Origin of the sequence: Paenisporosarcina sp. HGH0030 (assembly GCF_000411295.1) — a bacterium.
GTDB lineage: Bacteria > Bacillota > Bacilli > Bacillales_A > Planococcaceae > Paenisporosarcina.
Window position 1 is genome coordinate 41313 of sequence record NZ_KE150422.1, and the last position, 24849, is coordinate 66161.

General features: G+C 37.4%; 27 protein-coding genes and 1 riboswitch. Of the genes, 3 read left to right on the forward strand and 24 right to left on the reverse strand.

The genetic code is table 11. The features are described 5' to 3' along the window. Window positions 1–14: 14 nt before the first annotated feature. The 3 genes from HMPREF1210_RS12285 to HMPREF1210_RS12295 all read right to left on the reverse strand — a co-directional run bounded on the left by HMPREF1210_RS12285 (window position 15) and on the right by HMPREF1210_RS12295 (window position 1754). Window positions 15–368 (reverse strand): DUF3147 family protein, encoded by a 354-nt coding sequence (locus HMPREF1210_RS12285; RefSeq protein WP_016429014.1) that lies wholly within the window; start codon window positions 366–368, stop codon window positions 15–17. Continuing rightward, window positions 359–775: a MarR family winged helix-turn-helix transcriptional regulator gene (locus HMPREF1210_RS12290; RefSeq protein WP_016429015.1), complete on the reverse strand. Its 417-nt coding sequence runs from the start codon at window positions 773–775 to the stop codon at window positions 359–361. The genes HMPREF1210_RS12285 and HMPREF1210_RS12290 overlap by 10 nt, the downstream gene beginning before the upstream one ends. A 523-nt stretch (window positions 776–1298) precedes the next feature. Next, the gene (locus tag HMPREF1210_RS12295) at window positions 1299–1754 is read right to left on the reverse strand and encodes a hypothetical protein (protein WP_016429017.1); all 456 of its coding nucleotides are present in this window, start codon (window positions 1752–1754) and stop codon (window positions 1299–1301) included. Window positions 1755–2377: 623 nt separating this feature from the next. On the opposite strand from HMPREF1210_RS12295, the gene HMPREF1210_RS12305 reads away from it, so the two are divergent. After that, entirely contained in the window at window positions 2378–3217 is an 840-nt protein-coding gene (locus HMPREF1210_RS12305; RefSeq protein WP_016429018.1) for an immunoglobulin-like domain-containing protein, read from the forward strand. A gap of 346 nt (window positions 3218–3563) precedes the next feature. On the opposite strand, the gene HMPREF1210_RS12310 is transcribed toward HMPREF1210_RS12305, so the two are convergent. The 11 genes from HMPREF1210_RS12310 to tenA all read right to left on the reverse strand — a co-directional run bounded on the left by HMPREF1210_RS12310 (window position 3564) and on the right by tenA (window position 11720). Then, the gene (locus tag HMPREF1210_RS12310) at window positions 3564–4064 is read right to left on the reverse strand and encodes a DUF4825 domain-containing protein (RefSeq protein ID WP_016429019.1); all 501 of its coding nucleotides are present in this window, start codon (window positions 4062–4064) and stop codon (window positions 3564–3566) included. Between the two features lie 293 nt (window positions 4065–4357). After that, window positions 4358–4507: a hypothetical protein gene (locus HMPREF1210_RS18245; RefSeq protein ID WP_016429020.1), complete on the reverse strand. Its 150-nt coding sequence runs from the start codon at window positions 4505–4507 to the stop codon at window positions 4358–4360. 34 nt (window positions 4508–4541) lie between these two features. Next, a complete protein-coding gene (locus HMPREF1210_RS12315) occupies window positions 4542–5594 on the reverse strand; it encodes an anti sigma factor C-terminal domain-containing protein (RefSeq protein ID WP_016429021.1) in 1053 nt (350 codons plus the stop codon). Further along, window positions 5572–6096, reverse strand: a complete 525-nt coding sequence (locus tag HMPREF1210_RS12320; RefSeq protein ID WP_016429022.1) for an RNA polymerase sigma factor — start codon at window positions 6094–6096, stop codon at window positions 5572–5574. The genes HMPREF1210_RS12315 and HMPREF1210_RS12320 overlap by 23 nt, the downstream gene beginning before the upstream one ends. 252 nt (window positions 6097–6348) lie before the next feature. After that, entirely contained in the window at window positions 6349–6708 is a 360-nt protein-coding gene (locus tag HMPREF1210_RS12325; RefSeq protein WP_016429023.1) for a nuclear transport factor 2 family protein, read from the reverse strand. 324 nt (window positions 6709–7032) lie between these two features. Next, window positions 7033–8052, reverse strand: a complete 1020-nt coding sequence (locus tag HMPREF1210_RS12330; RefSeq protein ID WP_016429024.1) for a thiazole biosynthesis adenylyltransferase ThiF — start codon at window positions 8050–8052, stop codon at window positions 7033–7035. Continuing rightward, window positions 8049–8816: a thiazole synthase gene (locus HMPREF1210_RS12335; protein WP_016429025.1), complete on the reverse strand. Its 768-nt coding sequence runs from the start codon at window positions 8814–8816 to the stop codon at window positions 8049–8051. Before HMPREF1210_RS12335 ends, HMPREF1210_RS12330 begins: the two co-directional genes overlap by 4 nt. Window positions 8817–8818: 2 nt before the next feature. Beyond that, on the reverse strand, window positions 8819–9022 hold the full coding sequence (gene thiS / locus HMPREF1210_RS12340) for a sulfur carrier protein ThiS (protein ID WP_036660091.1): 204 nt from the start codon (window positions 9020–9022) through the stop codon (window positions 8819–8821). Between the two features lie 15 nt (window positions 9023–9037). Further along, window positions 9038–10162: a glycine oxidase ThiO gene (gene thiO / locus HMPREF1210_RS12345; RefSeq protein WP_016429026.1), complete on the reverse strand. Its 1125-nt coding sequence runs from the start codon at window positions 10160–10162 to the stop codon at window positions 9038–9040. Window positions 10163–10196: 34 nt separating this feature from the next. Further along, complete coding sequence (gene tenI, locus HMPREF1210_RS12350; protein WP_016429027.1) at window positions 10197–10808, reverse strand: thiazole tautomerase TenI; 612 nt, start codon at window positions 10806–10808, stop codon at window positions 10197–10199. 225 nt (window positions 10809–11033) lie between these two features. Continuing rightward, window positions 11034–11720, reverse strand: a complete 687-nt coding sequence (gene tenA / locus HMPREF1210_RS12355; RefSeq protein ID WP_016429028.1) for a thiaminase II — start codon at window positions 11718–11720, stop codon at window positions 11034–11036. A 130-nt stretch (window positions 11721–11850) separates the two neighbouring features. Then, a riboswitch (TPP riboswitch) is annotated at window positions 11851–11990 on the reverse strand. A 269-nt stretch (window positions 11991–12259) separates the two neighbouring features. Here tenA and HMPREF1210_RS12360 point away from each other — a divergent pair. Both HMPREF1210_RS12360 and HMPREF1210_RS12365 read left to right on the forward strand, forming a co-directional pair. Further along, window positions 12260–13294 (forward strand): ABC transporter permease, encoded by a 1035-nt coding sequence (locus tag HMPREF1210_RS12360; RefSeq protein WP_016429029.1) that lies wholly within the window; start codon window positions 12260–12262, stop codon window positions 13292–13294. A 1-nt stretch (window position 13295) separates the two neighbouring features. After that, window positions 13296–13970: an ABC transporter ATP-binding protein gene (locus tag HMPREF1210_RS12365; protein WP_016429030.1), complete on the forward strand. Its 675-nt coding sequence runs from the start codon at window positions 13296–13298 to the stop codon at window positions 13968–13970. Between the two features lie 168 nt (window positions 13971–14138). Here the strand turns inward: HMPREF1210_RS12365 and HMPREF1210_RS12370 are convergent, their stop codons facing one another. The 10 genes from HMPREF1210_RS12370 to HMPREF1210_RS12415 form a co-directional block, all read right to left on the reverse strand. After that, the gene (locus tag HMPREF1210_RS12370) at window positions 14139–14840 is read right to left on the reverse strand and encodes a YjjG family noncanonical pyrimidine nucleotidase (RefSeq protein WP_036660177.1); all 702 of its coding nucleotides are present in this window, start codon (window positions 14838–14840) and stop codon (window positions 14139–14141) included. Window positions 14841–15098: 258 nt separating this feature from the next. Beyond that, on the reverse strand, window positions 15099–16496 hold the full coding sequence (gene sufB / locus HMPREF1210_RS12375) for a Fe-S cluster assembly protein SufB (RefSeq protein ID WP_016429032.1): 1398 nt from the start codon (window positions 16494–16496) through the stop codon (window positions 15099–15101). Between the two features lie 18 nt (window positions 16497–16514). Continuing rightward, window positions 16515–16952, reverse strand: a complete 438-nt coding sequence (sufU, locus tag HMPREF1210_RS12380) for a Fe-S cluster assembly sulfur transfer protein SufU (RefSeq protein WP_016429033.1) — start codon at window positions 16950–16952, stop codon at window positions 16515–16517. Further along, window positions 16942–18171, reverse strand: a complete 1230-nt coding sequence (locus tag HMPREF1210_RS12385; RefSeq protein WP_016429034.1) for a cysteine desulfurase — start codon at window positions 18169–18171, stop codon at window positions 16942–16944. Before HMPREF1210_RS12385 ends, sufU begins: the two co-directional genes overlap by 11 nt. Then, a complete protein-coding gene (gene sufD, locus HMPREF1210_RS12390) occupies window positions 18171–19475 on the reverse strand; it encodes a Fe-S cluster assembly protein SufD (protein WP_016429035.1) in 1305 nt (434 codons plus the stop codon). Before sufD ends, HMPREF1210_RS12385 begins: the two co-directional genes overlap by 1 nt. Window positions 19476–19490: 15 nt before the next feature. Beyond that, a complete protein-coding gene (gene sufC / locus HMPREF1210_RS12395) occupies window positions 19491–20270 on the reverse strand; it encodes a Fe-S cluster assembly ATPase SufC (RefSeq protein ID WP_016429036.1) in 780 nt (259 codons plus the stop codon). Window positions 20271–21073: 803 nt separating this feature from the next. Further along, on the reverse strand, window positions 21074–21604 hold the full coding sequence (locus tag HMPREF1210_RS12400) for a hypothetical protein (RefSeq protein ID WP_016429037.1): 531 nt from the start codon (window positions 21602–21604) through the stop codon (window positions 21074–21076). A gap of 506 nt (window positions 21605–22110) precedes the next feature. Next, window positions 22111–22935: a MetQ/NlpA family ABC transporter substrate-binding protein gene (locus HMPREF1210_RS12405; RefSeq protein WP_016429038.1), complete on the reverse strand. Its 825-nt coding sequence runs from the start codon at window positions 22933–22935 to the stop codon at window positions 22111–22113. A gap of 53 nt (window positions 22936–22988) precedes the next feature. Next, window positions 22989–23657: a methionine ABC transporter permease gene (locus HMPREF1210_RS12410; RefSeq protein ID WP_016429039.1), complete on the reverse strand. Its 669-nt coding sequence runs from the start codon at window positions 23655–23657 to the stop codon at window positions 22989–22991. Beyond that, window positions 23650–24675 (reverse strand): methionine ABC transporter ATP-binding protein, encoded by a 1026-nt coding sequence (locus HMPREF1210_RS12415; protein WP_016429040.1) that lies wholly within the window; start codon window positions 24673–24675, stop codon window positions 23650–23652. The genes HMPREF1210_RS12410 and HMPREF1210_RS12415 overlap by 8 nt, the downstream gene beginning before the upstream one ends. Window positions 24676–24849 lie beyond the last annotated feature (174 nt).

Genomic DNA, 24849 nt, shown 5'->3' on the forward strand with positions numbered 1-24849 from the left:
AGTTAAAGCACCCGTTAGTTGAAGAACAGAACTCTAACGTATTTTAAAGCAAGATCTTGAACCAATAAAAATATCAACCAGCCACATACTCCTAAACCAATGGATATAAATAAATGAACGGAGTTTTGTAGGGCTATATAAACGATTACTAACAAAACAGCAGTTGCAGGAAATCCCCAAAGTACCCCTAATGCAAACTTGCTTAACGTTGCTGTTTGTTCCCCTTGGACATACAGCCATGTAATGCTTAGTAAACTTACTAAAGGAAGAGCAGCTATTATTCCTCCATATGAAGGAAATCTTCTTGAAATCTCCGTAACAACACCAATAACGATTGCTGAAGCAATAATTTTCGTTATTACATACATTGTTTTGCACGCTCACTTAAGATTTTTAGGGCTTGTTCTATTAAATTCTTTTCATTGTCATCAAGTTGATTCAACACTTGTTCTAATTTTTCTTCATCTAAACTAGTATTTCTATGTAAAACTTCTTTACCATAACCCGTTAGACAAAGAATTACTTTTCTTTCATCAAGAGGATCTCTCCCCTTTATTAAATAGTTCTTTTCAATCATTCTTTTAATGTGTTCCGAGGCAGTATTATGGGAAACCTGTATGTATGAAGCAATTTCATTTACTCCTATCTCATCCTTTTTATCTACAAGTTGAAGAATACGGACCACTTGATGAGAGATTTTTTCTTTATGGAGATAATGTAAATGAAAATAAATATCTGTCCAATATTGATTTATTAGTGAAACTTTACTGTTCACAAATACCACTCCTTTATATCGTTAATTACGATTGTATCGTATAGTACGATATAAAGTAAAGAGTTTGTTTTTGGTCCTACAAATCGGGATCTCTTATTAAACTAAACTGCCCCGTTAGTTAAAGAAGAAAAAGGCCTTACTCCTTATTGAAGTAAAGCACCCGTGAGTTGAAGAAGACTTATTTTAGAGTTGACACAAACTGTGACATGAAAAATGACGGGTTTCCCCGTCTAATTTAGCTTATCTAGTTTGTCAGAAATAGAACGTAGTATTTTGTTCTTTTCCTGCTGTATTTTTAAGAATTTAATCATAAACCAAATCACAAATACAACTGGTGCTATGTAAAACAAGATAGTTATGATTGGTAAAAAAGCCAAAACTGAATCATAGCTCATTTATAAGCCTCCGCTAATTTTGGTAATTATATCATAATTAGTAATGTGTTTACTATTTATTAGGTAGTGAACAAAAAGGCTTCACTCCTTCTTGAAGTAAAGCACCCTTTAGTTGAAGAAGAAAGAAGTTATAACTGTTCAAAAACAGTGATGAAAAGTTGTTCGTCATATTCTTCAAATACCTCAATTACAATATTTCTGTTAGGATAGTTCAGTTTAAATGTCATTGACCAAAAATGTTTAAGAACTTCCCCTAATGCCCTTAATTGAATTTCTTCTTCATCATCTTTCCTGTTAATGTGAAAGAAATCGTTGAGTTCATATAGATTCATTATTTTTTCTATTTCAGTTTTGTTACCTTGGCAACCTTCCATCCAACTGTTAAACAGTCCTTCTTCATATTTATCTTTTAATATTAAACAGTCTTCTTTTTCAAGAAGTTCAGGAGAAAAGAATTTAGCAAACGCCAAAGCAGTATGTAAATCAGCTTTTAGATTAACGTAATTCCACCAACTAAATGAATTTGGATTTGCTAATTTCCATTCTTGGTATTCCTTGATTAAATCATCTTCGAATAGGTTCATCTTTCTCTCCCTCAATTACGTTTAATTTTGTTCATCTTCAACTAACCTGCCCCGTTAGTTTAATAAGACGGAAAATCTCGTTCCTAATTAGACTAACAACTGAACCCATAGAACTTCCTTATTATTAATTAGTTCATTTTTAATTGTATTCTCTTTCCATTAATGTTTATTCAACAAAAAAAGTTTACTTCCTGCTTATGGAAGTAAACTGCTTCGTTAGTTCAATAAGAAAAAAGGCTTCACTCCTTATTGAAGTAAAGCATCCGTTAGTTGAAGAATTATTTTTTTATTGTGAGTAGAGTTTTCTCGGCTATTTCAATGTCATCCATATCAAACATACTAATATTGATTGTTTGGTCTAATTCCTTGTTTCTTGATTCCTCACCAACCCAACAAGTATATAATTCACAATAGTCTCCTCGCTCAAGATGACTATCCAGAATTTCAAGTAAAGCTTTCAAATATTGTTGTTCTTTTTTGTAATTGTGCAGTTTTAATTTTCATGGGGTTTCAATAAGAAAAATGAGCTGCCTAAGCAACAGGTCTCTTATTTTCTATTAATTCGAAAAAAATTGTAACCAAACAATAACTTTTGCAGTCTAATTTAGTGGGGAGTGATCGAAATGAAGAAAGGAATTGCAATATTTATCAGTATTATAATATTAGGCGGCTGTAGTTCGGGTGAAATGAACAATGGCGATTCGGCAACACCAGACAATGAACTAAGTAGAGATGCTATATCAAACGATGTTCCTCAGCAATTAAAGGAAATTGACAATGGAAAAATGGATAACGCCATTCTATATTGGAGTAAATCTTATTTGGACTTATTGGACTCGAGTTTTTTTGAAAACCGAAGTCGTGAATCCTTTTATCTAAAGTCTCATCGAGTTTATCGTCCAGGTGAACAGATTGAAATTGATGCTGATTCCTTACCACGAGATGGCAGATATGAAGTTAATTTATTTAAATTTAACAGTACTGATAAATTGTTCGAGACAATCATAGAAGAAACAGTTAACCGAAATGACCCTGATTTCAGTGTTCAGATCCCAGAAGGGGAAAATGTCACCTATTATCTTGAACAAATAGCTTTAAACACAAAAAATAAAGTTCTCAAGCAAGAATTTCAGCGTCTTTTTGTCCCATACAACGAGGTAAATGCAAAAATTGATATTGATAAGACCTTGTATTCTTCGGGAGATACTATGAAGGTTACTTTGACAAATTTGGGTACGGTTGAATTAGGAACTGGATATGGGGCCCATTTTGAGAAATGGGATGGCGAACGCTGGAATCCATATGATTTTGAACAAATTGTTTATTTAATAGCAATTAGGTTAAGAACAGGAAAATCTTTTTCCCAAGATGTTGTACTTAAGGGATTCGAAACAGGAACCTACCGTGTTATTGAAAAGATACCTGGTGATCATAAAATTTCTGTAGCCTTCAAAGTTGAATAAAAAGTAGTAAAACAGGCTGGCTTTGAATATAAAGCTTGCCTTCTTTTGTGAATAAACTTATATAAGTTGTTTTCAACTAACCTGCCCCCTCAGTCTGACTCCAACGACCTCGGTGCTTCACAGACTGTCGCACCCAATGTGGGCAGCACTTATGGGAGAATTCTGCTATGACTGCCGCAGCCTCCCCTTTATTCTAAGGAGAATGGAATTGGTTTCTGTTCTACCTTTCAATTCAATATAATCCTTCTGAAAGCTCAGAGTTTTTTAATTTTCATGGGAGTTCAATAAAAAAAAAGTCTTTACTCCTTATTGAAGTAAAGCACCCGTTAGTTAAAGAAGAAGAATTCTACTTTTCAAAGAGTTGATCTACTTTTTTCTCATCTGCTATTTGCTTTTGTATAAGATTTTTTAATTCTTCTTCACTTGTAAATTCGCTCAATTCTTTGCCGTACCAGTCTTGTAATTCTTCTTTAGTTATTTTATATTGCTGGTCTTCAAAATTAAAAGTAATCCACTCTGCATTTTCAACCAAAGTAAATAGGAATGTAGCATTGTATATTACCGTTTCTTTATATTCCTTTTCTATCATAGATTCTTCAATGTCTTCGTATTTCAAAGTCATTCCATAAGGTTCTACTTTTGTTTCAAGTGAAACTTCCTTGAAATCCTCACCGTGTTTCAATTTATTTATAATATTTATTACTGCACTATTATCTCCAATAAAAGAACCATCATATTGAAAAACATTCGCATTTTTATCGCCATTTACATTATTATTTGGATTGCATCCATTTAGAAAAAGTAATATTGACAGTGAATATAAAAAATATATTGTCATTTTTTTCATTTTCATCTCCCTTTCAACTGCTTATTTTAAAATAGAAATTTAAAACCCCTATTAAACTAAACTGCCCCGTTAGTTCAATAAGAAAAAAGAGCTGCATAGCAGCCCAAGAATCTTCAACTAAACTCGTTAGATACAATTAAGATCCTGTGGAGGACAAGAAATACATCCCAATAAGGATAAACATAATTACCAATATTCCTATTAGTAGACGTTTCAATAAAATTCCCCCAAACTATTTTACTACCTTACTACTTATAGTTTTATATTCAATAAACTAATCGTTTATTCCTTGTTCAACTAAACTGCCCCGTTAGTTCAGCCCAATGATCTTTAACTAAAGCCCCCGTAGTTTTATACAAACCGCCTAGGATGACCATCATGCTAAACTCCACTAGAAAAGCTAATGCTCTCAGTATTAGACCAACAGGGTTTTTCGTCTTCATTCTATTTCCTCCAATATTATTGACCCATCCATCATTACTCATTTGGATTTGCAGTGACTCCAAGAACAGTAGCTCGAATCATAGGCATGTTGTTTAATTTAGCTAAGTCTGAGGCTTCCCCAGTTACAACTGCCCCTATTACATGTATGTTTTTTGCATTTAGAGTTGAAGAATCTCCTTTCAGCTGCTTATAAATCCGTTCGAATTCTCCATGATATTTTCCATCCTCCAAACTTACACCCATTTCAACATCGCCTAAAAACATTTGTTCACTTAACGACGGATTTTCAGGATCTTCTGGCATTTCATCAAAACCATATATTTCTGTAGCTAGTTCAGGTGAAGCTTCAGTTTGGAACTCTCCACCATTAACTGCTTCAACTGTATTATCGTTTAATCTTTCTATATCTGTTTTTGAGTAAGTATCCACCCAATACCATTTGAGAGTAATACCTTCAGGCATTAATTCTCTTACTTCTTGAGGTGAATATTTTTGATCAAATGATAATGCCAATTCTACTAGAGTGTCATCTGCAACATTATTTAGACTTGCTAAGTCATCACTTAGTTTAGGGTACTCTACATCCGGATGATAAAATTTCATCATTCTTTGTTTTGTCACCCGATCATAAAATTTCATTTCACCATCGTTTTTATCTTGTATTTGTATGGGTGAATGGTCTCCTGTTAGCCGGCTTACTCCACCAAAGAGGCTATAAGTAACTACACGATCACTCCAGTTTACCGGGATTCCTTCAATCTCTTTGTATCGATTAAAGGTTAAAATACCTTCAAACAAGCCATTCCCCTCATTTTGGGCCCCTAATTCCTCAACATTAGGATTCGTTATCCGACTAAACAACTGAATGTCACGCATAGCATTTTCCTGACTCCATCTCATTATAGAAAGCCATGTAAAACCTAAAGTCACACTTAGAAAAAATATAACCAAAATAGAGATAACAATGTTCCGAAGGATTGTTCTTCTTTTAGCCCTTTTAACTAATTTGGAAATGCTGCTAGTCGATTTCCCTTCAAAAAGTTCATTAAGCTCCATTTCCTCTTTACTTTCTTTGTAATCGGTCATGTTTTTCTTGCTCCCTCCTATATAGTTCTTTAAAGGTCTTTCTTGCACGAAATAGATATGTCTTTAAGGTTCCTGAATTCAAATCCAACATCTCAGCAATTTCTTCATAACTTAAATCCAGCTCGTATTTTAGCAATATTAACTGTTTATGTAGGGGAGTTAGCTGATCAAGTATGACTTGTATTTCTTTTTTCGTCTCAGATTGATGAACATATTCTTCTGGCAGATGAGTATCGTCCACAAACTCAAAGTTTTCAAAAGATACAAGTATATGTTTTTGCTGCTTGCGACATAAATCATAATATAGATTAATCGCTACCCTGAATAACCAGCTAAACGACTTGTTAGGATCGACAGAATCGATGTATAAAATAAATTTATATAAGGCTTCTTGTAAGATATCTTCAGCATCTCGGGGGTTTGCACCTATTTTAATTAAATACTTGAAAATAATTCCTGATTTTTCTTGTAAGACTACGTACAGTTCTTCTTTCTGATTCAATAACTCCCCTCCTTTCCACTTATAAGACTCCATTGATTTTAAAAAGTTAACACCCTTTTTCACTTTTTTAAATGGTTCCAGAAAAAAGTGTGATTCTTATATAGAATCACACTTCTAAAAATAATTCTTATAATAAATCCTTATTCAACTAACCTGCCCCGTTAGTTGAACAAGACTTATTGTAGTGTTGACCTATTATGTGAAGTGAATAAAAAAGACGTCTAGTAGTATAGAACGTCTCTCTTTCAAAAATTATTTGGGTAAGGGACTTAAATGCTCGTGAATTAAAAGCCAGACATCGGATTCTTTGACGAAGACATTTGTGGCCCTTCCATGGCCGCTTGCATATTTATCATTGACAAAGCCTTCATAGAAATAGGTATAAGTACAAGTTGCTGAGTTACTTCCTGTGAATAGCCAGTGCACCTCTTGTGCTTCGTAGTTTTCATTTTTAACAATTGACCATGCCTTTTCAAAATATGTCTGTATTTCTTCGTGAGTTGTACAATTTCGATCTGAGAAGAAATAAACAGCATTAGGATGAAGAAATTTTTTAACTTCATCAAATTTATGAGTGTTTGTTGCCTGGATGTAATTGTGTAATACCTTCAATTTATACCCTCCTATCGTCTCTTATAAAGAAAATTGTAACAATTTATTAGGAGATTGGAAGTTGTTAATTCACAGTTTGACCATACTACGCTTCTTCAACTAAACTGCCCAGTAAGTTCAAAAGAAAAAGGGCTGTTTAAACAGCCCGATGATCTTTAACTAAAGCACCCGTTAGTAAAATTTGGGTACAATAAAAGTATGGAAAGGTGATGATATTATGGAAATTAATATTGTGCCTAAATTTATTGATGATGCTGCAAGTCCAGTAGCACAACCAGTTGGAAGTACTCGATTAACACCCTTAAGATCATTCAATAATAAAACTCAACCTAAATAGCGATGATATAAAGTTCTAGCTTCGGCAATGTCTTTTGTTCCGTGGATTAATACCCGGCCATCCTTAAAAATAACAAGGCGGTGATTACCGATTGAAAAAGAAAGTAAATATGGATTTTGTGAGACCTTTCTTCCTTGTCCCGAAAGGACGTTAGCCAAACTCTCTAAATTTCTATCCATAGGTTCAGGTGGTCGGATTTGAACCGTATCCCTTCCACATAATGCGACGGTTTTTGTTTGATTTGAAAAAGCTAAATGCGGATACGTACGGTGTGTACCGCAAGATAAACAACTTTCTTTCTTCATCTTATCTACGCTAATTGCTGCATGATGATTTTTCCATAAATCAAATGAAACGAGCTTTTTTCTTAAAGCTTGATAATCTTCTACTAAAATTTTTAATGCCTCTGTTGTTTGAAAGGAGACGACCATTTGAACAGCTGGGCTAATTATTCCGACAGTGTCACAAGTAACCCCCTCCATTGGCACAGTTTGTAACAAACAATGTAAACAAGGGGTTTCCCCTGGTAGGATCGTATATGTAATCCCATAGCTTCCAACGCATGCCCCATAAATCCAGGGAATTTGATACTTCTGGGAAATGTCATTAATTATCATCCGAATATCAAAATTATCAGTTGCATCCATGATTAAATCCACATCTTTAACAAGCATTACTAGTTCCTCTACAGAGACATCCATTACGTGGGAAATAATATCTACCTCTGAATTTATGTGCGCTAAACGTTCTCTCGCTGCAATTGCTTTTGGAATGCGTTGCTTCGCATCATTTTCGGTATACAATTGCTGACGTTGGAGATTACTCCACTCCACATAGTCACGATCAACAATCGTCAGCTTGCCAACACCTGCACGCACAAGCACTTCTGCACTTCCCGTTCCAAGTGCACCCGCACCGATTACTAACACATGTTTTTCCCCTATTTTTGATTGTCCTTCTACTCCAATTGGAACGAAGAGTTCTTGTCGTGAATACCGTTCACTCAACTCATACTCATTCCTTCCGTAGGGCTACTAGCAGTTGCATAACGCTTTTTCGGAATCCGTCCTGCTTCAAATCCTAGTCGACCCGCTTCAATCGCAAGTTTCATTGCCTTCGCCATTTTCACTGGGTCATTAGCTCCTGAAACTGCAGTATTTAGTAACACCCCATCCGCACCTAATTCCATGGCAATGGCTGCGTCAGATGGAGTCCCTATTCCAGCATCGATAATAACTGGTACACTTGCTTGCTCAATAATAAAGCTGAGGTTTAATGGATTAATAATCCCTTGGCCGGAACCAATTGGTGATGCACCTGGCATAATGGCATGACACCCCAATTCTTCTAGTCGTTTAGCTAGGAGAACATCGTCAGACGTATATGGTAGGACCGTAAATCCCTCTTTTAACAGTTCCTCTGATGCCTTTAATGTTTCTATTGGGTCCGGTAATAATGTTTTTTGGCAACCAATTATTTCAACCTTAATCATGTCGCAAAGACCTGAAGCTTTAGCTAATTTAGCAATACGAACCGCTTCTGCTGCTGTACTTGCACCTGCTGTATTTGGAAGTAATATGTACTTATTAAGGTCTAGCTTTTCTAAAAAATTTGGTTGGCTCGGCTCGAATACATTCATCCTACGAACAGAGAACGTTAATATCTCTGTTCCTGACACTTCTACTGCTTCCTTTTGAACATCAAAGTCCGGATATTTCCCTGTACCTAATAGTAATCTTGACATGAATTCATATGATCCAATTTTTAACATCGTCATCCGCCTCCTACAAAATGTACTAACTCAACTTTATCCCCATCACATAGTATGGTTTCTTGATGCGATCCTTTTTCCAATATCGTGTTATTCCATTCAACGATTACAACCTTCTTTTCTAATTCGAAATGCTGCAACAGGTTAGATATTGTTTCCACTGTATTTGGAACTTCTATTTTGTCTCCGTTAATCACTAATTTCATTCTTTCACCCCACACTTAAACTAATTGCTTTACCAAACGATCTACCCGAAAAGGTGCCAAGTTTACCGATGTGGACTTTCCTTCAACCAAGTCGGAGATAATCTCACCAGTTATTGGAGAAAGTAATATTCCATTTCTAAAATGGCCTGTTGCGATGAATAACCCTTTATAAACAGGATGTTCCCCCAAGTACGGGTATCCGTCAGCGGTTTGTGGTCGAATTCCAGCCCAGGTCTGCTCCAATTCTGCCTCCAAAATGGACGGCATCAATTTTTTAGCATTTTCCATCAGAAAGGATATCCCCTCAATCGTAACTTTTGGGTTAAAAGTTCTTGGTTTAACGGTAGCACCAACGATTATTCTTCCACCTTTTTTGGGGACGAGGTAGCAACCATGCGAAAATATCGTACTAGTTAGCAATGGACGATGTGTTACGATAGAAAAACATTCACCTTTTACGGGATGGGTTTCTAACTGTATACCTGTTTTTGAAAGTAACTTCTTACTCCAAGCCCCACCTGCCACTATGACATTTTCACTGGTAAAATCACCTTCACTCGTCACAACGCCTGTAACTCTCTCTTTCGTGAACTGAAAGTCATAAACTTCCACGTATTCCTTTATTACCACACCAAGTACTGCTGCAGACTTTAATAACCCTAAAGTTAACTGGGGAGCTTCTACATGCCCATCTTTATCAAGAAGCATAGCTCCAATAATATCTTGAGATAATGCAGGCTCTTTTTCTCTTACCTCTTCACCTGTAAGCCAATCAGCTTGATCTCCACTTTGTCTCTGGATTGCAATGAATCTCTTGTATTCCTGTTGTTCCTGTTCATTAATGGCAACCTTTAGCATGCCTTTATTTATGAGTTCAATATCTATTCCACTGGTCCCTTTTATTTCATCTGCTAATCTTGTAAACATCGCTCTGCTTTTTCTAGCTAATTGAAAAAGTGGTCCCACTCCATCCAATTCTGCTTGAGCGGCCAACATTCCAGCAGCGGCTCCAGATGATTTACTAGCAAGTCGATCTTTTTCTAACAAAAGTACCTTAATCCCTCTTTTGGCAAGATTATAAGCGATGGCTCCCCCGATAACTCCACCGCCCACCACGATTGCGTCATACTGATATCTCATCATATCCCCCCTTTTTCCCTGGAAAATTATTAAGTCAATTGATAGACGTTAGCTTTTGATAATATTCCTTTGCTGCCTCTAACGGATTATCAGCTTCTAATATTCCTGACATCACAGCAATACCACTTGCCCCAGCTTCGATTACTTCCCTAACGTTTAGCGGTTTTATACCGCCTATTGCAAATACGGGAATAGTAACTGAATGAGAGACGGTGGCTAATTGCTCTAAACCCTTTGAAACTAATCCCGGCTTTGATTGTGTGGGGAAAACATGTCCGAAAATCACATAATCTGCATCTTGTTCTTGTGCAATATGAGCCTCATCAATTGAATGAACCGAACAACCAACTCTAAAACTTGGAAACTGTATTTTCACAATATCAGCTGGTATAGAATGATAGGCGAGTTGAACTCCTCCAACCTTTGACACATTGGCCACATCTAGTCGATCGTTGATAATTATTTTAGATAATGGGACTTTATTGTCCGTTAATAAACTCACTAATCTATAGATTTCTATGGCTGTTTTCGACTTCTCTCGAATATGGATGGCATCGATATATGGATGGATCGCCCCAGCTATTTCTGCTAATTGCTCTGGCTTCTGTCTTCCAGTTGATATAACATGTAGTTTTGCATGATCCATACTCTTAATCCCCTTTGGAAAAGCCTAAAGTTGATTGCCTTATAAACTAATGTAAATTAAATTAGAAAAACACAGTTTGCATCCACAATGGTGCAAGCTACTGACCTCCGAAAACTTCCACTCTCTTATCGGTGTAGAAAAACCACACTGGCGCTTAGAGTGGTTTGTTGTGATATGCATAAAACATAACTAACATTTCCTCTTCCCTACGCCAGCTACAATTTACTACGTGAAACTTACTACTTCTTTTTGAGCTGGCCATTTTTCTAATGTATGGGCCATCTCCCAAAATGAATATTCGTATTGGCTACTAATGATAAAATGTTCTTTCATCCGTTCGCGGTCCTCAGCAGTTACTGTTTCAGCAAGCTTGTCTAGTCTATTAATTTGTTCCTCGACTTTCGATCTAAACCATTCACCACCATATGCTGCAATCCATTCTTGGTAAATCGGTTCTTCAGGAGTACACGACTGAAGTCTCTCGCCTATTTCAAAATAAAGCCAATAACAAGGTAAAATGGCTGCGATAATATCGCCTAAATGTCCGTGATATGCTGCACGATACAAATGGGATGTGTAAGCATACGCAGTAGGCGAAGGCTTGAAACTTGCTTGTTCTTCTTCTGTTATTCCGAGTCGACGTGAAAAATTCTTATGCAGCGATAATTCCGCTTCATATGTGGCTTGTGCATGAGCTGCCATTTTACTCGTTGTTTCAAAATCATTAGCTCTAGCTGCACCCAAAGCTTGAACCTTTGCAAAGTGGGACAAGTAATATGCATCCTGCATAACGTAATAACGGAAACACTCTAAAGACAATGTCCCATCCCCAATTCCTGTAACGAACGGATGATGAAAGCTTGCTTCCCAAATGTGATCTGATTCTTCTCTTAAAAGCTTTGAAAATGTCATAAAGCAACCTCCAAAAAAGTTTTGCTCAACTGAATCGAATCACTTCCGCCAAATTTAGAGCAAATAAAAAACCACTCTCTTAACAAACATAAGAAAGTGGTTGTATTGGAAAAATAGTAAAAAAACATACTGCTCCGCAACTCCACTTCCCTACGCTGGTATAAACCAGATCAGGTTCTAAGGGTCTTAAAGCATTACTTTAATCTCAACCTTTATTTAATGAATAAATGATTTCCATTTATCAATTGCAAGGTCCCCCTAGTGGAAGATGTTACTATTCAGTTGTACATGAACATCATAACACGAATTAATTACTTATCAATCCAAAGATAAATGTAATGCATTTTTCTACGTAAACATGATAGCCAGTTTTTGAGTATACATGCACAAGTCACCACAGTAACGATCCAGATAAATCCCTCTGTATCCCGAAAAGAAAAAGTATTCGACAGTCGTTTTACGATGTAATCTTCAGTTCATATTCCGTTCACTTAACACGAATATACTCTAGTTATCATAAAAAAACGGAGGCGTAAAAGATGAATATTGCATGGAAAGAAATTAGGAAGAGTAAAGCAAAATTTATCATTTTAGGATCAATTATATTTCTTGTTAGTTTTTTAACGTTTATCATTTCTGGATTATCGAATGGTTTATCTCAAGATAATGCGGCTTTAATAAAAGATCTGCCGAATGGTCAATTCTATATGAATGAAGAAGCAAATGAAACCTATAATCTTTCGAAAATAGATGAAAAATTACAAGACAAAGCAATAAATAACCAGAAGGATGCAGCGGCACTTTCAATTCAGATGGGCTTTGTGAACGATGCAGACGACAAACAACATAGCGTTGCCTTTGTTACTTCAACTGATTCGAAGTTATTTGAAAAAGTTGGAGAAGGAGAAATCATATTAGATCGTTCATTAGAAGAAGACGGCATAAATGTCGGGGATACCATAACAAACAATCAGTTTAGCGGTGAGTTTAAAGTAAAAGGCTTTGTCGATCAAAAGAAATATAGCCACGCACCTGTTGCTTATATCAATATGGAAAACTACAAAGAAATCTACGGTGTGGAAGATATGCAATTGGTATTTGTACCTGGAAATGATAAGGAACAAGCAATTGACGGATTACAATCATTTTCAAATAAAGAATTTCTCAATACGATTCCAAGTTATAGCGCAGAACAGATGTCGCTCAATATGATTGTATGGTTTTTAGTCGTCATCAGCGGGATGTTGTTCGCGATATTCTTCTACATGATGAACGTTCAAAAAATTGGATTATACGGGATTTTGAAAGCGCTTGGGGTTAAAACAAGTCAATTATTTGGGATGATGTGGTCGCAGATGCTATTTATTACCGCAATTGCACTAACATTGTCAGTTGCATTGAGCCAAGCTTTCACAATGATTGCACCTGAAGGAATGCCTTTTAGTTTAACCATTCAAACAACGGTTCAATTATCACTCATATTCGTGTTCATCGGATTTATTGGCGCTACGCTATCGGGTATCCAAATTAAAAAAGTCGAGCCACTACAAGCGATTCAACAAGGAGAGGTTTAATATGACTGTATTCACAATTGATGATGTCAAAAAAACGTTTAAAAACGGGGAAGTAGAAGAGCAAGTATTAAAAGGAATCAATCTTTCTCTTCAACAAGGGGAAATAACAGCTTTAGTAGGAGCATCTGGTTCTGGGAAAAGTACGATACTTACAATAGCCGCCGGTCTTCAACGCGCAACGCATGGTCAGGTTCTATTCGATGGGAAAGATTTGTCTAAGATGAGTCAGGAGCAAATTCGAAAAATCCGGGCAAGTGAGTTCGGATTTGTCTTTCAATCCTCTCATCTTGTTCCTTTTCTCACTGTAGAAGAACAACTTATGCTGATGCTCGACGTTTCGGAAACAAAGATGAAAAAAAAGAAACAAAAAGAGGAAGTTGCACAAATACTTAAATTGGTTGATATGGAACACCGTAAGGATTCCTACCCTGCTTCATTGTCAGGTGGGGAAAAACAACGGGTGGCAATTGCACGCGCAATCATCCACAAACCTAAAATGCTTTTTGCGGATGAGCCCACTGCGAGTTTAGATTCGAAAAGATCGAAAGATGTGATGACGTTAATCAGAGAATTAACTAAAACGTTGAATATTACCACGTTAATGGTGACTCACGATGAAGAAATGCTTTCATATGCAGACCACATTATCTCAATGAAAGACGGCTTAATTCTTTGAAATCCACTTCTGCTTTTCAAGCTATGTTGAATCAATGAATCAATTAAAAGGAAAAAGGGTATCCCATAAGCACTCGGGATACCCTTTTTCCTTTTAGCAAACTATAATGAACAATATTGTTTTCAATGTAAAGACACCAAAGTAGAGATGACCAACACTGTCATTTTTTTATTCTATCAAAACCTTATCCTTCACGATTTGTACTAATTCTATAAACTCGCTAATTTCATAGGTTGGCTTAATTGCCGATACATTTTCTTTTCCATGTGGATTAAACCAGCAAGTATCGATTCCAAAATTGTTGCCACCTTGAATATCTGATGTAAGGGAATCCCCTACCATTAACACATTTCCTTTAGTAGAAATACCCAGTTTTTCAAAAGCATATTCGAAAATTTCCGCTTGTGGCTTTTGATAGCCGGTTTCCTCAGAAGAAATGATGGCTTCAAAAGTATCCTTCATGCATGAAATTGCTATTCTTGAATGTTGAACTTCTTGAAACCCATTCGTTAATACAGCAAGCCTACAATTAGAAAGATTATTGAGCATTTCCTGGACACCATCGATCAAATGTACTTCTTGCCCTAGGTTATCTAAATAGGATTGACCAAAGTCTTCCGCGCTTAATGTCAGTTGATGCTGCATAAATAAGCGCTTAAACCTTTCTACTTTAAGTTCAGAAAGTGAAATATGTCCTTGCTCCAAGTCAGACCATAGACCTTTACTGATCACATTATAGCTAGCTCTGTAATCTGTTAAACCATTCGGCAAACCAAATGCTGTAAATGAATTATTAAAAGCATTTTTCTCCGTCTCACTGAAGTCTAATAACGTGTCATCCAAATCAAATAATATTACATCATATTTCACGAGCTTCTCACCCTTTTTGTATTCAAATTTCACTACGACATACATTATCGTACCTATAATAAGCATAACAAAATCAAATTTCCATTTCAAAGAAGTTCCATAATCAATAAATCACGCCACCCTTGAAGATAACCTACAAAAAAAACTGTAGACACTTGTAATGTGTCTACAGCTTTTATCGTTCATAAAAATTTTCACTATTATCATACAGAATAATAGACGAATCACTCAAAAAGTGAGCACTACACAATTCGTTTATTACCCGATACTACCTTCCATTTCGAACTTAATCAAACGGTTCATCTCAACCGCATATTCCATCGGTAATTCTTTTGTAAACGGTTCAATGAAGCCCATAACGATCATTTCAGTTGCTTCTTCCTGTGAAATGCCGCGGCTCATCAAGTAGAACAATTGCTCTTCAGATACTTTTGAAACTTTCGCTTCATGTTCCAAAGATACATTGTCGTTTAGGATTTCGTTGTATGGAATCGTATCTGATGTCGACAGGTTATCCATGATCAATGTATCACACTCGATATTTGAACGGGCACCTGATGCTTTAGGACCGAATCGTACAACGCCTCGATAAGTCACTTTTCCGCCTTGTTTCGAAATTGATTTAGAAACAATTGTCGAAGACGTGTTTGGAGCCAAGTGAATCATTTTCGCACCTGCATCCTGATGTTGACCTTTACCAGCTAAAGCAATAGATAAGGTCATACCACGTGCACCTTCACCTTTTAAGATGACAGCAGGGTATTTCATTGTTAATTTAGAACCGATATTTCCATCAATCCATTCCATCGTAGCGTTTGCTTCACAAACTGCACGCTTCGTTACTAGGTTATACACATTGTTCGCCCAGTTTTGGATTGTTGTGTAACGGCAATATGCATCTTTTTTGATGATGATTTCTACAACCGCACTATGAAGTGAATTCGTCGTATAAACTGGAGCTGTACAGCCTTCTACATAATGTACGTGTGCACCTTCATCAACAATGATAAGTGTACGTTCGAATTGCCCCATGTTTTCTGAGTTAATTCGGAAATAAGCTTGTAGAGGCGTTTCAACTTTGATACCAGGCGGCACATAAATGAACGATCCACCTGACCATACAGCCGAGTTCAATGCAGCAAACTTGTTATCCGAGTTCGGAATGACTGTACCCCAATGTTTTTTGAACAGTTCTTCGTTTTCACGTAGAGCAGATCCAGTATCTTTAAAGACGATACCCATATCTTCTAGTTCTTGTTTCATGTTGTGGTAAACCACTTCAGATTCGTACTGAGCAGATACACCAGCTAAATACTTTTGCTCTGCTTCAGGAATACCGAGTTTATCAAACGTACGTTTAATTTCTTCCGGCACTTCATCCCATGAAGTTTGAGTCGCTTCTGATGGTTTTACGTAATACGTAATTTCATCGAAATTAAGGGAAGATAAATCTCCACCCCATTGTGGCATTGGTTTTGCGTAGAACAACTCCAAAGATTTTAGACGGTAGTCTAACATCCATTGAGGTTCTTCTTTCATATTTGAAATTGTTTCAACGATTTCACGTGTCAGTCCACGTTTTGAACGGAAAATAGACACGTCTTTATCATGGAAACCATATTTGTAATCGCCGATTTCAGGCATTTTTTTAGCCATCATCTTTCCTCCGTTCTGTTACGAATGTGATTCGTTATCTACACCTTTTTCCATGGCTTTCCAAGCAAGGGTTGCACATTTGATGCGCGCAGGAAACTTGGCTACACCAGAAAGAGCTTCGATATCACCTAAGTCGATAGAGTCGTCATATTCTTTTCCAAGCATCATCTCCGAGAAGATGGTGGATAGATTTAGCGCTTCATCCACCGGCTTGCCTTTTACAGCTTGCGTCATCATGGATGCGGAAGCCATGGAAATGGAACAACCTTCTCCATCAAACTTGGCATCTTGTACGACACCATCAGCTACTTGCAAAGTCAAATGAATTCGGTCCCCACATGTAGGGTTATTCATATCGATTGTGACACTGTCCTCTAATGTCCCTTTATTGCGAGGCTTTTTGTAATGATCCATAATCACAGTTCTATAAAGTTGATCTAAATTATTAAAAGACATCGTTAAAATACTCCTTTGCCGTGGTAAGTCCAGCCACTAATCGGTCAATATCCTCTTCCGAATTGTAAACATAGAAACTTGCACGTGCAGTCGCTGTTACTTGCAGCCACTTCATTAATGGTTGTGCACAATGATGCCCCGCACGAACTGCAATTCCGTTCATATCGAGAACTGTCGCTACATCGTGTGGATGTACATCATCTAAATTAAAAGTAACAATTCCTGCTCTTTCTCCAGGATCTTTTGGACCGTAAATTGTCAAACCGTTAATTGTAGACATGCGTTCCAACGCATAAGCAGCAAGTGCGTGCTCATGTTTTTCAATTTCATCGAGTCCGATTTCTTCCAGGAAATCGATAGCTGCGGCTAATCCGACCGCACCCGCAATAATCGGAGTTCCTCCTTCAAACTTCCAAGGAAGCTCTTTCCACGTTGAATCATATAGACCAACGAAGTCGATCATTTCGCCACCGAACTCAATCGGTTCCATTTGCTCTAGCAACTCTTTCTTGCCATAAAGTACGCCAATCCCAGTAGGACCACACATTTTATGACCAGAGAAAGCAAGGAAATCGCAGTCCAGATCTTGCACATCGATACGTAGATGAGGTGCAGCTTGTGCACCATCGACTACCATGATTGCTCCATTTTCGTGAGCAATTTGTGTAATCTCTTTTATTGGATTCATTGTGCCAAGAACATTTGATACATACATAATTGAAACAATTTTCGTACGTGGGGTAACTGTTGCACGTACTTTATCCAAAGAAAGGGTACCGTCTTCTTCTAAATCTACGTATTTTAATACCGCACCTTTTTCCTTTGCTAATTGCTGCCATGGAATGATGTTTGAATGATGCTCCATGTAAGTAATGACGATTTCATCGCCTTCCTCAACATTTGCTCCACCATAACTTTGTGCGACTGTATTAATTGCAGTTGTTGTCCCGCGCATGAAAATGACTTCCTGAGTAGACTTTGCAGAAATGAAGTTGCGCACTTTTTCACGCGCTCCTTCATAACTTTCAGTCGCTCGATTGCCAAGTGTATGAACACCGCGATGAACGTTTGAATTATCGAACTCATAATATTTTTTTAATGCTTCAATGACTTGAACAGGCTTTTGAGATGTCGCTGCACTATCAAGATAGACAAGCGGATTGCCGTTCACTTCTTGATTTAATATGGGAAAATAGCTTCGAATGTCTTTGCTGATCATTAGCGCACTTTCCTTTCAATTACCTCCGTCAGTTGCTTTTTAACGCCCTCGATTGGCAATACGTTTACAACTGGCGCAAGGAAACCATGAATTACTAGTCGTTCTGCATCTTGCTTCGAAATACCACGACTCATCAAATAGTAAAGTTGAAGTGGGTCTACACGACCTACGGAAGCTGCATGTCCTGCTGTAACATCATCTTCGTCAATCAATAGAATTGGGTTTGCATCCCCACGTGCTTTTTCATTTAACATCAAAACACGCGATTCCTGAACAGCATTTGATTTAGTTGCACCATATTCGATTTTGCCAATTCCATTAAAAATAGAAGAAGCTTCATCTTTCATGACGCCGTGTTTCAAAATGTATCCTTCGGAGTGTTTGCCCCAATGAATGATTTTAGTCGTGAAGTTTTGCTTTTGTTTCCCGCGACCTACAACAACCATTTTAGTATCGCCATAAGATGCGTCACCCACCAAGTGTGTAACGTTCTCAGAAATTGTATCGCCGTCATTCATCAAACCAAGAGCCCACTCAATTCGTGCATTACGATTAACGATGCCTCGACGGTTAACATACGTTGTGCCGCCTTTAGCAAGGACATCAACCGCACCATAAGTGATGCGTGCATTGTCTTCAGCAAATACTTCAGAAACAATGTTTACAAGTCCTGCTGATTCGGGAACAGTTGAAAGATAGTTTTCTACATAAGTTACTGAGCTATTCGCATCCGCCACTACAATTGTGTGGTTGAATAGAGAAGCTTGAGCATCGTCATGTAGGAAAACAACTTGAATTGGTTCAACGATTTCAACATTTTTCGGTACGTATACGAACACACCACCATTTAACAACGCTGCATGTAAGCTAGCGAGCTTATGCTCGTCCGATTTCACACCGTTTGTCATGAAGTACTTTTGAACAAGATCGCTATGTTCACGTACAGCAGTAAAGATATCTGTAAAAATGACACCTTGTGCTGCTAACTCATCAGAAATTTGTAAAAAAGCAGGTGTATTATTTCGTTGAATATAAACGCTTTTTTGATCATCATTTACAATGGCTTTTACTTCTTCCGGTAATTCGGCAAGTGAAGCAAATGGTTTGCTTTCAACAGCGTGAACTGGGAAGTTAGTGAAATTCCATTTATCGATTTTCGTTTTATCTGGTGTTGGCATAGGCAGATCTTCTGCCGCTAATAAAGCTTGTACACGATATTCAGCAAACCAAGACGGTTCTTGCTTCGCCGTTGAATAGGAGCGTACATCTTGTTCGGTTAATGCCAATTTTGTTTCAACCGTCATTTGTATGTCTCCTCCTTACGCTTCTTGACCTACAGTTTCGTCTTCAATTCCTAATTCTTCTTTAATCCAATCGTAACCTTGTGCTTCTAGTTTATGAGCAAGTTCCGCTCCACCAGATTTCACTACACGACCTTGCATCATTACATGTACATGATCAGGCGTGATGTAGTTCAATAAGCGTTGGTAGTGAGTGATGATTAAACAACCGAAACCTTCGCCACGCATTTGGTTGATTCCTTTAGAAACTACTTTAAGTGCATCGATATCTAAACCAGAGTCAATCTCGTCAAGAATCGCAAATTTTGGTTGAAGCATCATTAATTGAAGAATTTCGTTACGTTTTTTCTCTCCGCCTGAGAAACCTTCATTTAAATAGCGTTGAGCCATATCTTGGTCCATTTCTAGATATTCCATTTTCGAATCAAGTTCACGGATGAATTTCATAATTGAAATTTCATCACCTTCATCACGGCGTGAGTTAATTGCTGAGCGTAAGAAGTCAGCATTCGTTACACCAGTGATTTCACTTGGGTATTGCATTGCTAAGAAAAGACCCGCTTGAGCGCGCTCATCTACTTCCATTTCCAGTACATCTTCACCGTCTAAAGTGACTGAACCAGAAGTTACTTCATATTTCGGGTGACCCATGATTGCTGAAGCTAAAGTAGATTTACCAGTACCATTTGGTCCCATGATTGCGTGAATTTCGTTTGTATTAAGTGTAAGGTTCAATCCTTTAAGAATCTCCTTACCATCAATGGCAACGTGAAGATCTTGAATAACTAAAGTCGACATTTTATAACCTCCATATTGTATAAATGAACGGAAAAAACCATTCTTAATTTATTATCATTCTAATCTTAACCGAATTATCGACCCCTTGCAAATCTTTTAAACGGCCTATTAAATATATGAAAATCGTTTAACACAATTGAAATTAACTAATATCAGCACGATTTATCATATACTATCATTCACAGTTTTTCATTTTCAATAAAGCGAATCTAATTGAGAATCGATTTCACTAAGAAACGACAAAAAAAAGCCAATGAACCTAGGCTCACTGACTTTTGCTACTATTTATTATACTTCTCAATGTGCTTGACGCTCTAGACGAGCCGCGATTTGTTGGCCAATTTCATGATCACGTTCACGTTGCATTTCAACCCTAATTCGTATATCGGCGTCGTTTTGATAATCAACCAATCCAACTCCATGTGCGCTTCTGAATGCTTGGTCCATACGTTCTGTGTAGGTAAAATCTAGTGATTGGATAGTGAATCATTCCTTTCAAATTTTCAACCTACTGTTGTAAGTTGTAATCCTTCACATTTGTATATATACCCACAGGTCAAACTTTTAAACAAAAACTCTCATAACTTTTGTTTTTGTTTTATAACAAAAGTATGTATCGATTCGATTTCCACGGACTAACTGGTTAATCTCAGTACGTTGGCTTAGGCCTAACAAGCGGCAAGCGCATATGTACAAAATTTACAACGAGATTTTTAATCAGCTCAAAATAAAAAAAAGTTCGACCGAATTAACGGAAGAACTTTTTTGGAAAACATCCAACAAATCAAGCTATGATTTGTTTCTTATAAAGAAACTTCATTAAAAATACTTGAACCAACCAAACCGATTTCTTCAAGGACAGCATTTAACTCTTTGTCAGCTTCCTGGAATTTTGCATTTGCTTCATCTAATTGAACTTCGCCTTCAGAAGCTAACGCTTTTGATTTCATTGTGTAAGCTTCTTGAATTTTAGAAAGTGCGCTGTTAATTGCTTCTTGTTGCTTTGTTAAGGTTTTAGGAACTTCCAACGCTTCTACTTTTGCTGATGCATTGTCTGCAGAAGCTATTGCTGCATCTTTCATCGCTTGAAGATCGGCACCTTCAGGAAGTGCTGCTTCACCCTGTGCATCTTCAAAAGCGTTTAAATCAGCATCAACCTCATTAATTGATTGAGAAATGGATAAATAAAACTTCATCATATCTGCTGCAGGATTAGCTTTTTCTTCAGTCTTTGCTGCTCCGTTTGTTGTTGTTTCCGGCTTTTCTTCTTTATCGGATGAACATGCCGCAAGAACGATTGTAAGTGAAGTAAGTAGTAGTAATAATTTTTTCATCATTGAATCTCCTTTATATGTAGTCAATTTGCATCATTATCCTACCATAACAATATTCCCAATGTAAAGGCTATACAAAATAGTCGGAACACATTGAAAATTATGATTCCAAAGAGCTACTTTCATTAGTTTTTTCACGTGAAAGTCGATTCACGATTAACATGGTGATGCCTCATCTCGATTTATATTTGTTGCCAATTCAAAACTATCCTGTGCTATGTAATGTACAATCATTAATATAATCATCGTTTGGATTAAATCCTAACTCGGTATGACACTCATTTAATTTGGAGTAAAGTGAAAATTAATCGGCATCGTCTTGGATTTAATTGGGTTCAACTGAGATTTAAACGGCATTGACTTAGTTTTAATCGGCATCAAATACCATTTAATCGGTCTCACCCAATAATTCCTACAAAAAATCAAACTTCAAGTTACTGAGTGACTAAGTATCCTCTTCCAAGAAATAGAAAAGACGCCGGTTTCCCGACGTCCATAGGATTACTTTATTTAACTGGAACGACCGAGCCGCCCCATTCATCTAAAATGAAATCTTGAATTTCTTTAGATTTCAATACTTCAACTAATGCTTTAATTTCTTTATTTTTTTCATTACCAGCTTTTACAGCAATGATATTTACGTATGGAGACTCTGAGTTTTCAATAGCGATTGAATCTTCCAATGGGTTCAACCCAGCGTCGATTGCGTAGTTTGAGTTGATTAGCACCGCATCGCCTTCTTCATTTTGGTACATTTGTATAAGTAGTGCCGCTTCGTATTCTGCATCAAATTCCAAGTTCTTCGGATTGTCTACAATATCTTTTACTTCTGCTGTTGTCTTATCAATGCCTTCTTTCAATGTGATTAGACCCTCAGCTTCCAACATAGATAGGATACGACCATGGTCAGCAACTGAATTACTGATTAGTATCGTTGCTCCTTCAGGAAGTTCATCCAGAGTCTTATATTTTTTGGAGTACACACCGATTGGCTCAATATGGATACCGCCAGCATTGGCAAAATCATAGCCATGATCGGCCATTTGAGCTTCGAAGTAAGGAATGTGCTGGAAGTAGTTAGCATCCAAATCGCCATTTTCCAAATCCTCATTCGGTAAAATGTAATCTTGGTAAGTTTCAATTTTAAGTTCAATACCTTTTTCTTCAAGCAACGGTTTTGCTTGTTCCAAAATTTCTGCATGGGGTACGTTAGATGCTCCCACTACAAGTTCTTTACTGTCTCCACCTGATGATGAGCCAGCTCCTCCTCCACATGCCGCTAGAGTGATTGCACTTGCCGATAATAAAATTCCTGCTACAAATTTCTTCATCATTTTCTCTCCCTTTTTTTGTTTATTTGATCGAGCTTTCACCCGAAAGCACCTTAACGTTTGTCTGTTTTTGTTGTGATCGAATCTCCCACCCATTGGATGATAAAGACAATTAGTAAAATGATAATTGTGGAAACAACTGTTACATCTCCCCTACTGCGTTGGAAGCCATCTAAAAATGCGAGTGTTCCAAGACCGCCCGCTCCAATAATTCCTGCCATCGCGGTATAACCTACAAGGGCAATTGCTGTAACGGTCAGTCCTGAGATTAATGCAGGCATGGACTCTGGAAGAAGCACTTTCCATATGATTGTGGAAGTTTTAGCGCCCATTGAGCGAGCAGCTTCAATTACACCTTTATCTATTTCACGTAATGCAATCAGGACCATGCGGGCATAAAATGGTGCTGCACCTATGATTAGTGCCGGTAATGCAGCATTTGCCCCACGAATCGTACCGAGTAGGAATTTAGTAAACGGAATCAACAAAATAATTAAGATGATAAACGGGATGGATCTGAAAATATTAACGAACGCCCCTGTTAACCAGTACACTATTTTATTTGCCCATAATTGACGAGGGCTAGTTACAAACAGCAAAATTCCAAGTGCAAGTCCGATTATGAAAGTTAAAACGGTAGCCATTGAAGTCATATATAACGTTTCAAGTGTGGCTTCCCACATTTTTTCCCAATCCACATTCGGTAGAAGGTTTTCAATCATGTGAAATCACCTCCGTATGAACATCTTGTCCATGTAAATAATCAATCGCTTGATTGATGGCATTTGAATCGCCATCGATTTGTAAATATAACGTTCCATATGCACCATTTTGAGTTTGTGCGATATTCCCTTGAACGATGTTAACTTCTACTTGATATTGCTTAATTAATCTTGATAGAATCGGTTGTTCCGTTCTATCTCCGACAAAAACAAGTTTCACAAGCTTGCCTGTGGGATATTGCTCTACCAAATGAGCAATCGTCTGGCTGGCTGACTCCGGACCATTTACCTGGGCAACAAAGCGTTTCGTAATGGGTTGTTCAGGTGTTTGGAATATTTGAAGTACACTTCCCATTTCAACCACTTTTCCAGCTTCCATGACCGCAACCCGATGACAAATTTTACGGATGACATGCATTTCATGTGTAATCAGGACAATTGTCAAACCCAACCGTTTGTTGATGTCTACCAATAGTTCCAATATGGCATCTGTTGTTTCAGGGTCAAGTGCTGATGTCGCTTCATCACATAGAAGCACTTCAGGATTATTGGCAAGGGCACGTGCAATTCCTACCCGTTGCTTTTGACCGCCGGATAATTGGGAAGGGTATGCTTTCTCCCTGCCTGTCAATCCAACTAGTTCGATTAATTCTTTAACTCGTTCTGAACGTTTCGTTTTGCTAATCCCTGCAATTTCTAGTGGGAATGAAATATTTTCCTCGACTGTCCGCGACCATAGTAAGTTGAAATGTTGAAAAATCATGCTTACTTTTTGTCTTGCACTACGAAGATCTTGTCCTGAACTGGACGAGATTTCGTGTCCATTTACAGTGACACTACCTGAAGTAGGTTTTTCCAAGCCATTTAATAATCGGATCAAAGTACTTTTTCCGGCTCCACTGTAACCGATTATGCCAAAAATCTCGCCTTGATCAATCGTCACATTCACGTCATCTACCGCTATGAGTTGTCCATTAGCGGTTTCAAACCGTTTTGATAAGTTTTTTAATTGAATCATATTCACTTCACCTCTGAATTTATAACGCATTTTATTTGTTTTCATTATCGTGCACTTGCGCTGGCTGCAAGTTTCGCATGAGTCAACAAGTTTAAAACCACTTACCTGCTCTCAAGCTTAATGCGCGCAAATAAACTCTTTCATTTCGCTTAATATCAACATCATTTTATTGAA

Coding starts and splice junctions, on each gene's coding strand:
- HMPREF1210_RS12365 (WP_016429030.1), top strand. CDS start 13,296: ATGACTGTATTCACAATTGATGATGTCAAAAAAACGTTTAAAAACGGG.
- HMPREF1210_RS12410 (WP_016429039.1), bottom strand. CDS start 23,657: ATGATTGAAAACCTTCTACCGAATGTGGATTGGGAAAAAATGTGGGAA.
- thiO (WP_016429026.1), bottom strand. CDS start 10,162: ATGAGATATCAGTATGACGCAATCGTGGTGGGCGGTGGAGTTATCGGG.
- HMPREF1210_RS12415 (WP_016429040.1), bottom strand. CDS start 24,675: ATGATTCAATTAAAAAACTTATCAAAACGGTTTGAAACCGCTAATGGA.
- HMPREF1210_RS12295 (WP_016429017.1), bottom strand. CDS start 1,754: ATGAACCTATTCGAAGATGATTTAATCAAGGAATACCAAGAATGGAAA.
- HMPREF1210_RS12305 (WP_016429018.1), top strand. CDS start 2,378: ATGAAGAAAGGAATTGCAATATTTATCAGTATTATAATATTAGGCGGC.
- HMPREF1210_RS12385 (WP_016429034.1), bottom strand. CDS start 18,171: ATGATCAGCAAAGACATTCGAAGCTATTTTCCCATATTAAATCAAGAA.
- thiS (WP_036660091.1), bottom strand. CDS start 9,022: ATGAAATTAGTGATTAACGGAGACAAAATAGAAGTTCCAAATACAGTG.
- tenA (WP_016429028.1), bottom strand. CDS start 11,720: ATGACATTTTCAAAGCTTTTAAGAGAAGAATCAGATCACATTTGGGAA.
- sufU (WP_016429033.1), bottom strand. CDS start 16,952: ATGTCTTTTAATAATTTAGATCAACTTTATAGAACTGTGATTATGGAT.
- sufD (WP_016429035.1), bottom strand. CDS start 19,475: ATGACGGTTGAAACAAAATTGGCATTAACCGAACAAGATGTACGCTCC.
- HMPREF1210_RS12405 (WP_016429038.1), bottom strand. CDS start 22,935: ATGAAGAAATTTGTAGCAGGAATTTTATTATCGGCAAGTGCAATCACT.
- HMPREF1210_RS12315 (WP_016429021.1), bottom strand. CDS start 5,594: ATGACCGATTACAAAGAAAGTAAAGAGGAAATGGAGCTTAATGAACTT.
- HMPREF1210_RS12400 (WP_016429037.1), bottom strand. CDS start 21,604: ATGAAAAAATTATTACTACTACTTACTTCACTTACAATCGTTCTTGCG.
- HMPREF1210_RS12360 (WP_016429029.1), top strand. CDS start 12,260: ATGAATATTGCATGGAAAGAAATTAGGAAGAGTAAAGCAAAATTTATC.
- tenI (WP_016429027.1), bottom strand. CDS start 10,808: ATGGATCATGCAAAACTACATGTTATATCAACTGGAAGACAGAAGCCA.
- HMPREF1210_RS12285 (WP_016429014.1), bottom strand. CDS start 368: ATGTATGTAATAACGAAAATTATTGCTTCAGCAATCGTTATTGGTGTT.
- sufC (WP_016429036.1), bottom strand. CDS start 20,270: ATGTCGACTTTAGTTATTCAAGATCTTCACGTTGCCATTGATGGTAAG.
- HMPREF1210_RS12335 (WP_016429025.1), bottom strand. CDS start 8,816: ATGTTAAAAATTGGATCATATGAATTCATGTCAAGATTACTATTAGGT.
- HMPREF1210_RS12310 (WP_016429019.1), bottom strand. CDS start 4,064: ATGAAAAAAATGACAATATATTTTTTATATTCACTGTCAATATTACTT.
- sufB (WP_016429032.1), bottom strand. CDS start 16,496: ATGGCTAAAAAAATGCCTGAAATCGGCGATTACAAATATGGTTTCCAT.
- HMPREF1210_RS18245 (WP_016429020.1), bottom strand. CDS start 4,507: ATGAAGACGAAAAACCCTGTTGGTCTAATACTGAGAGCATTAGCTTTT.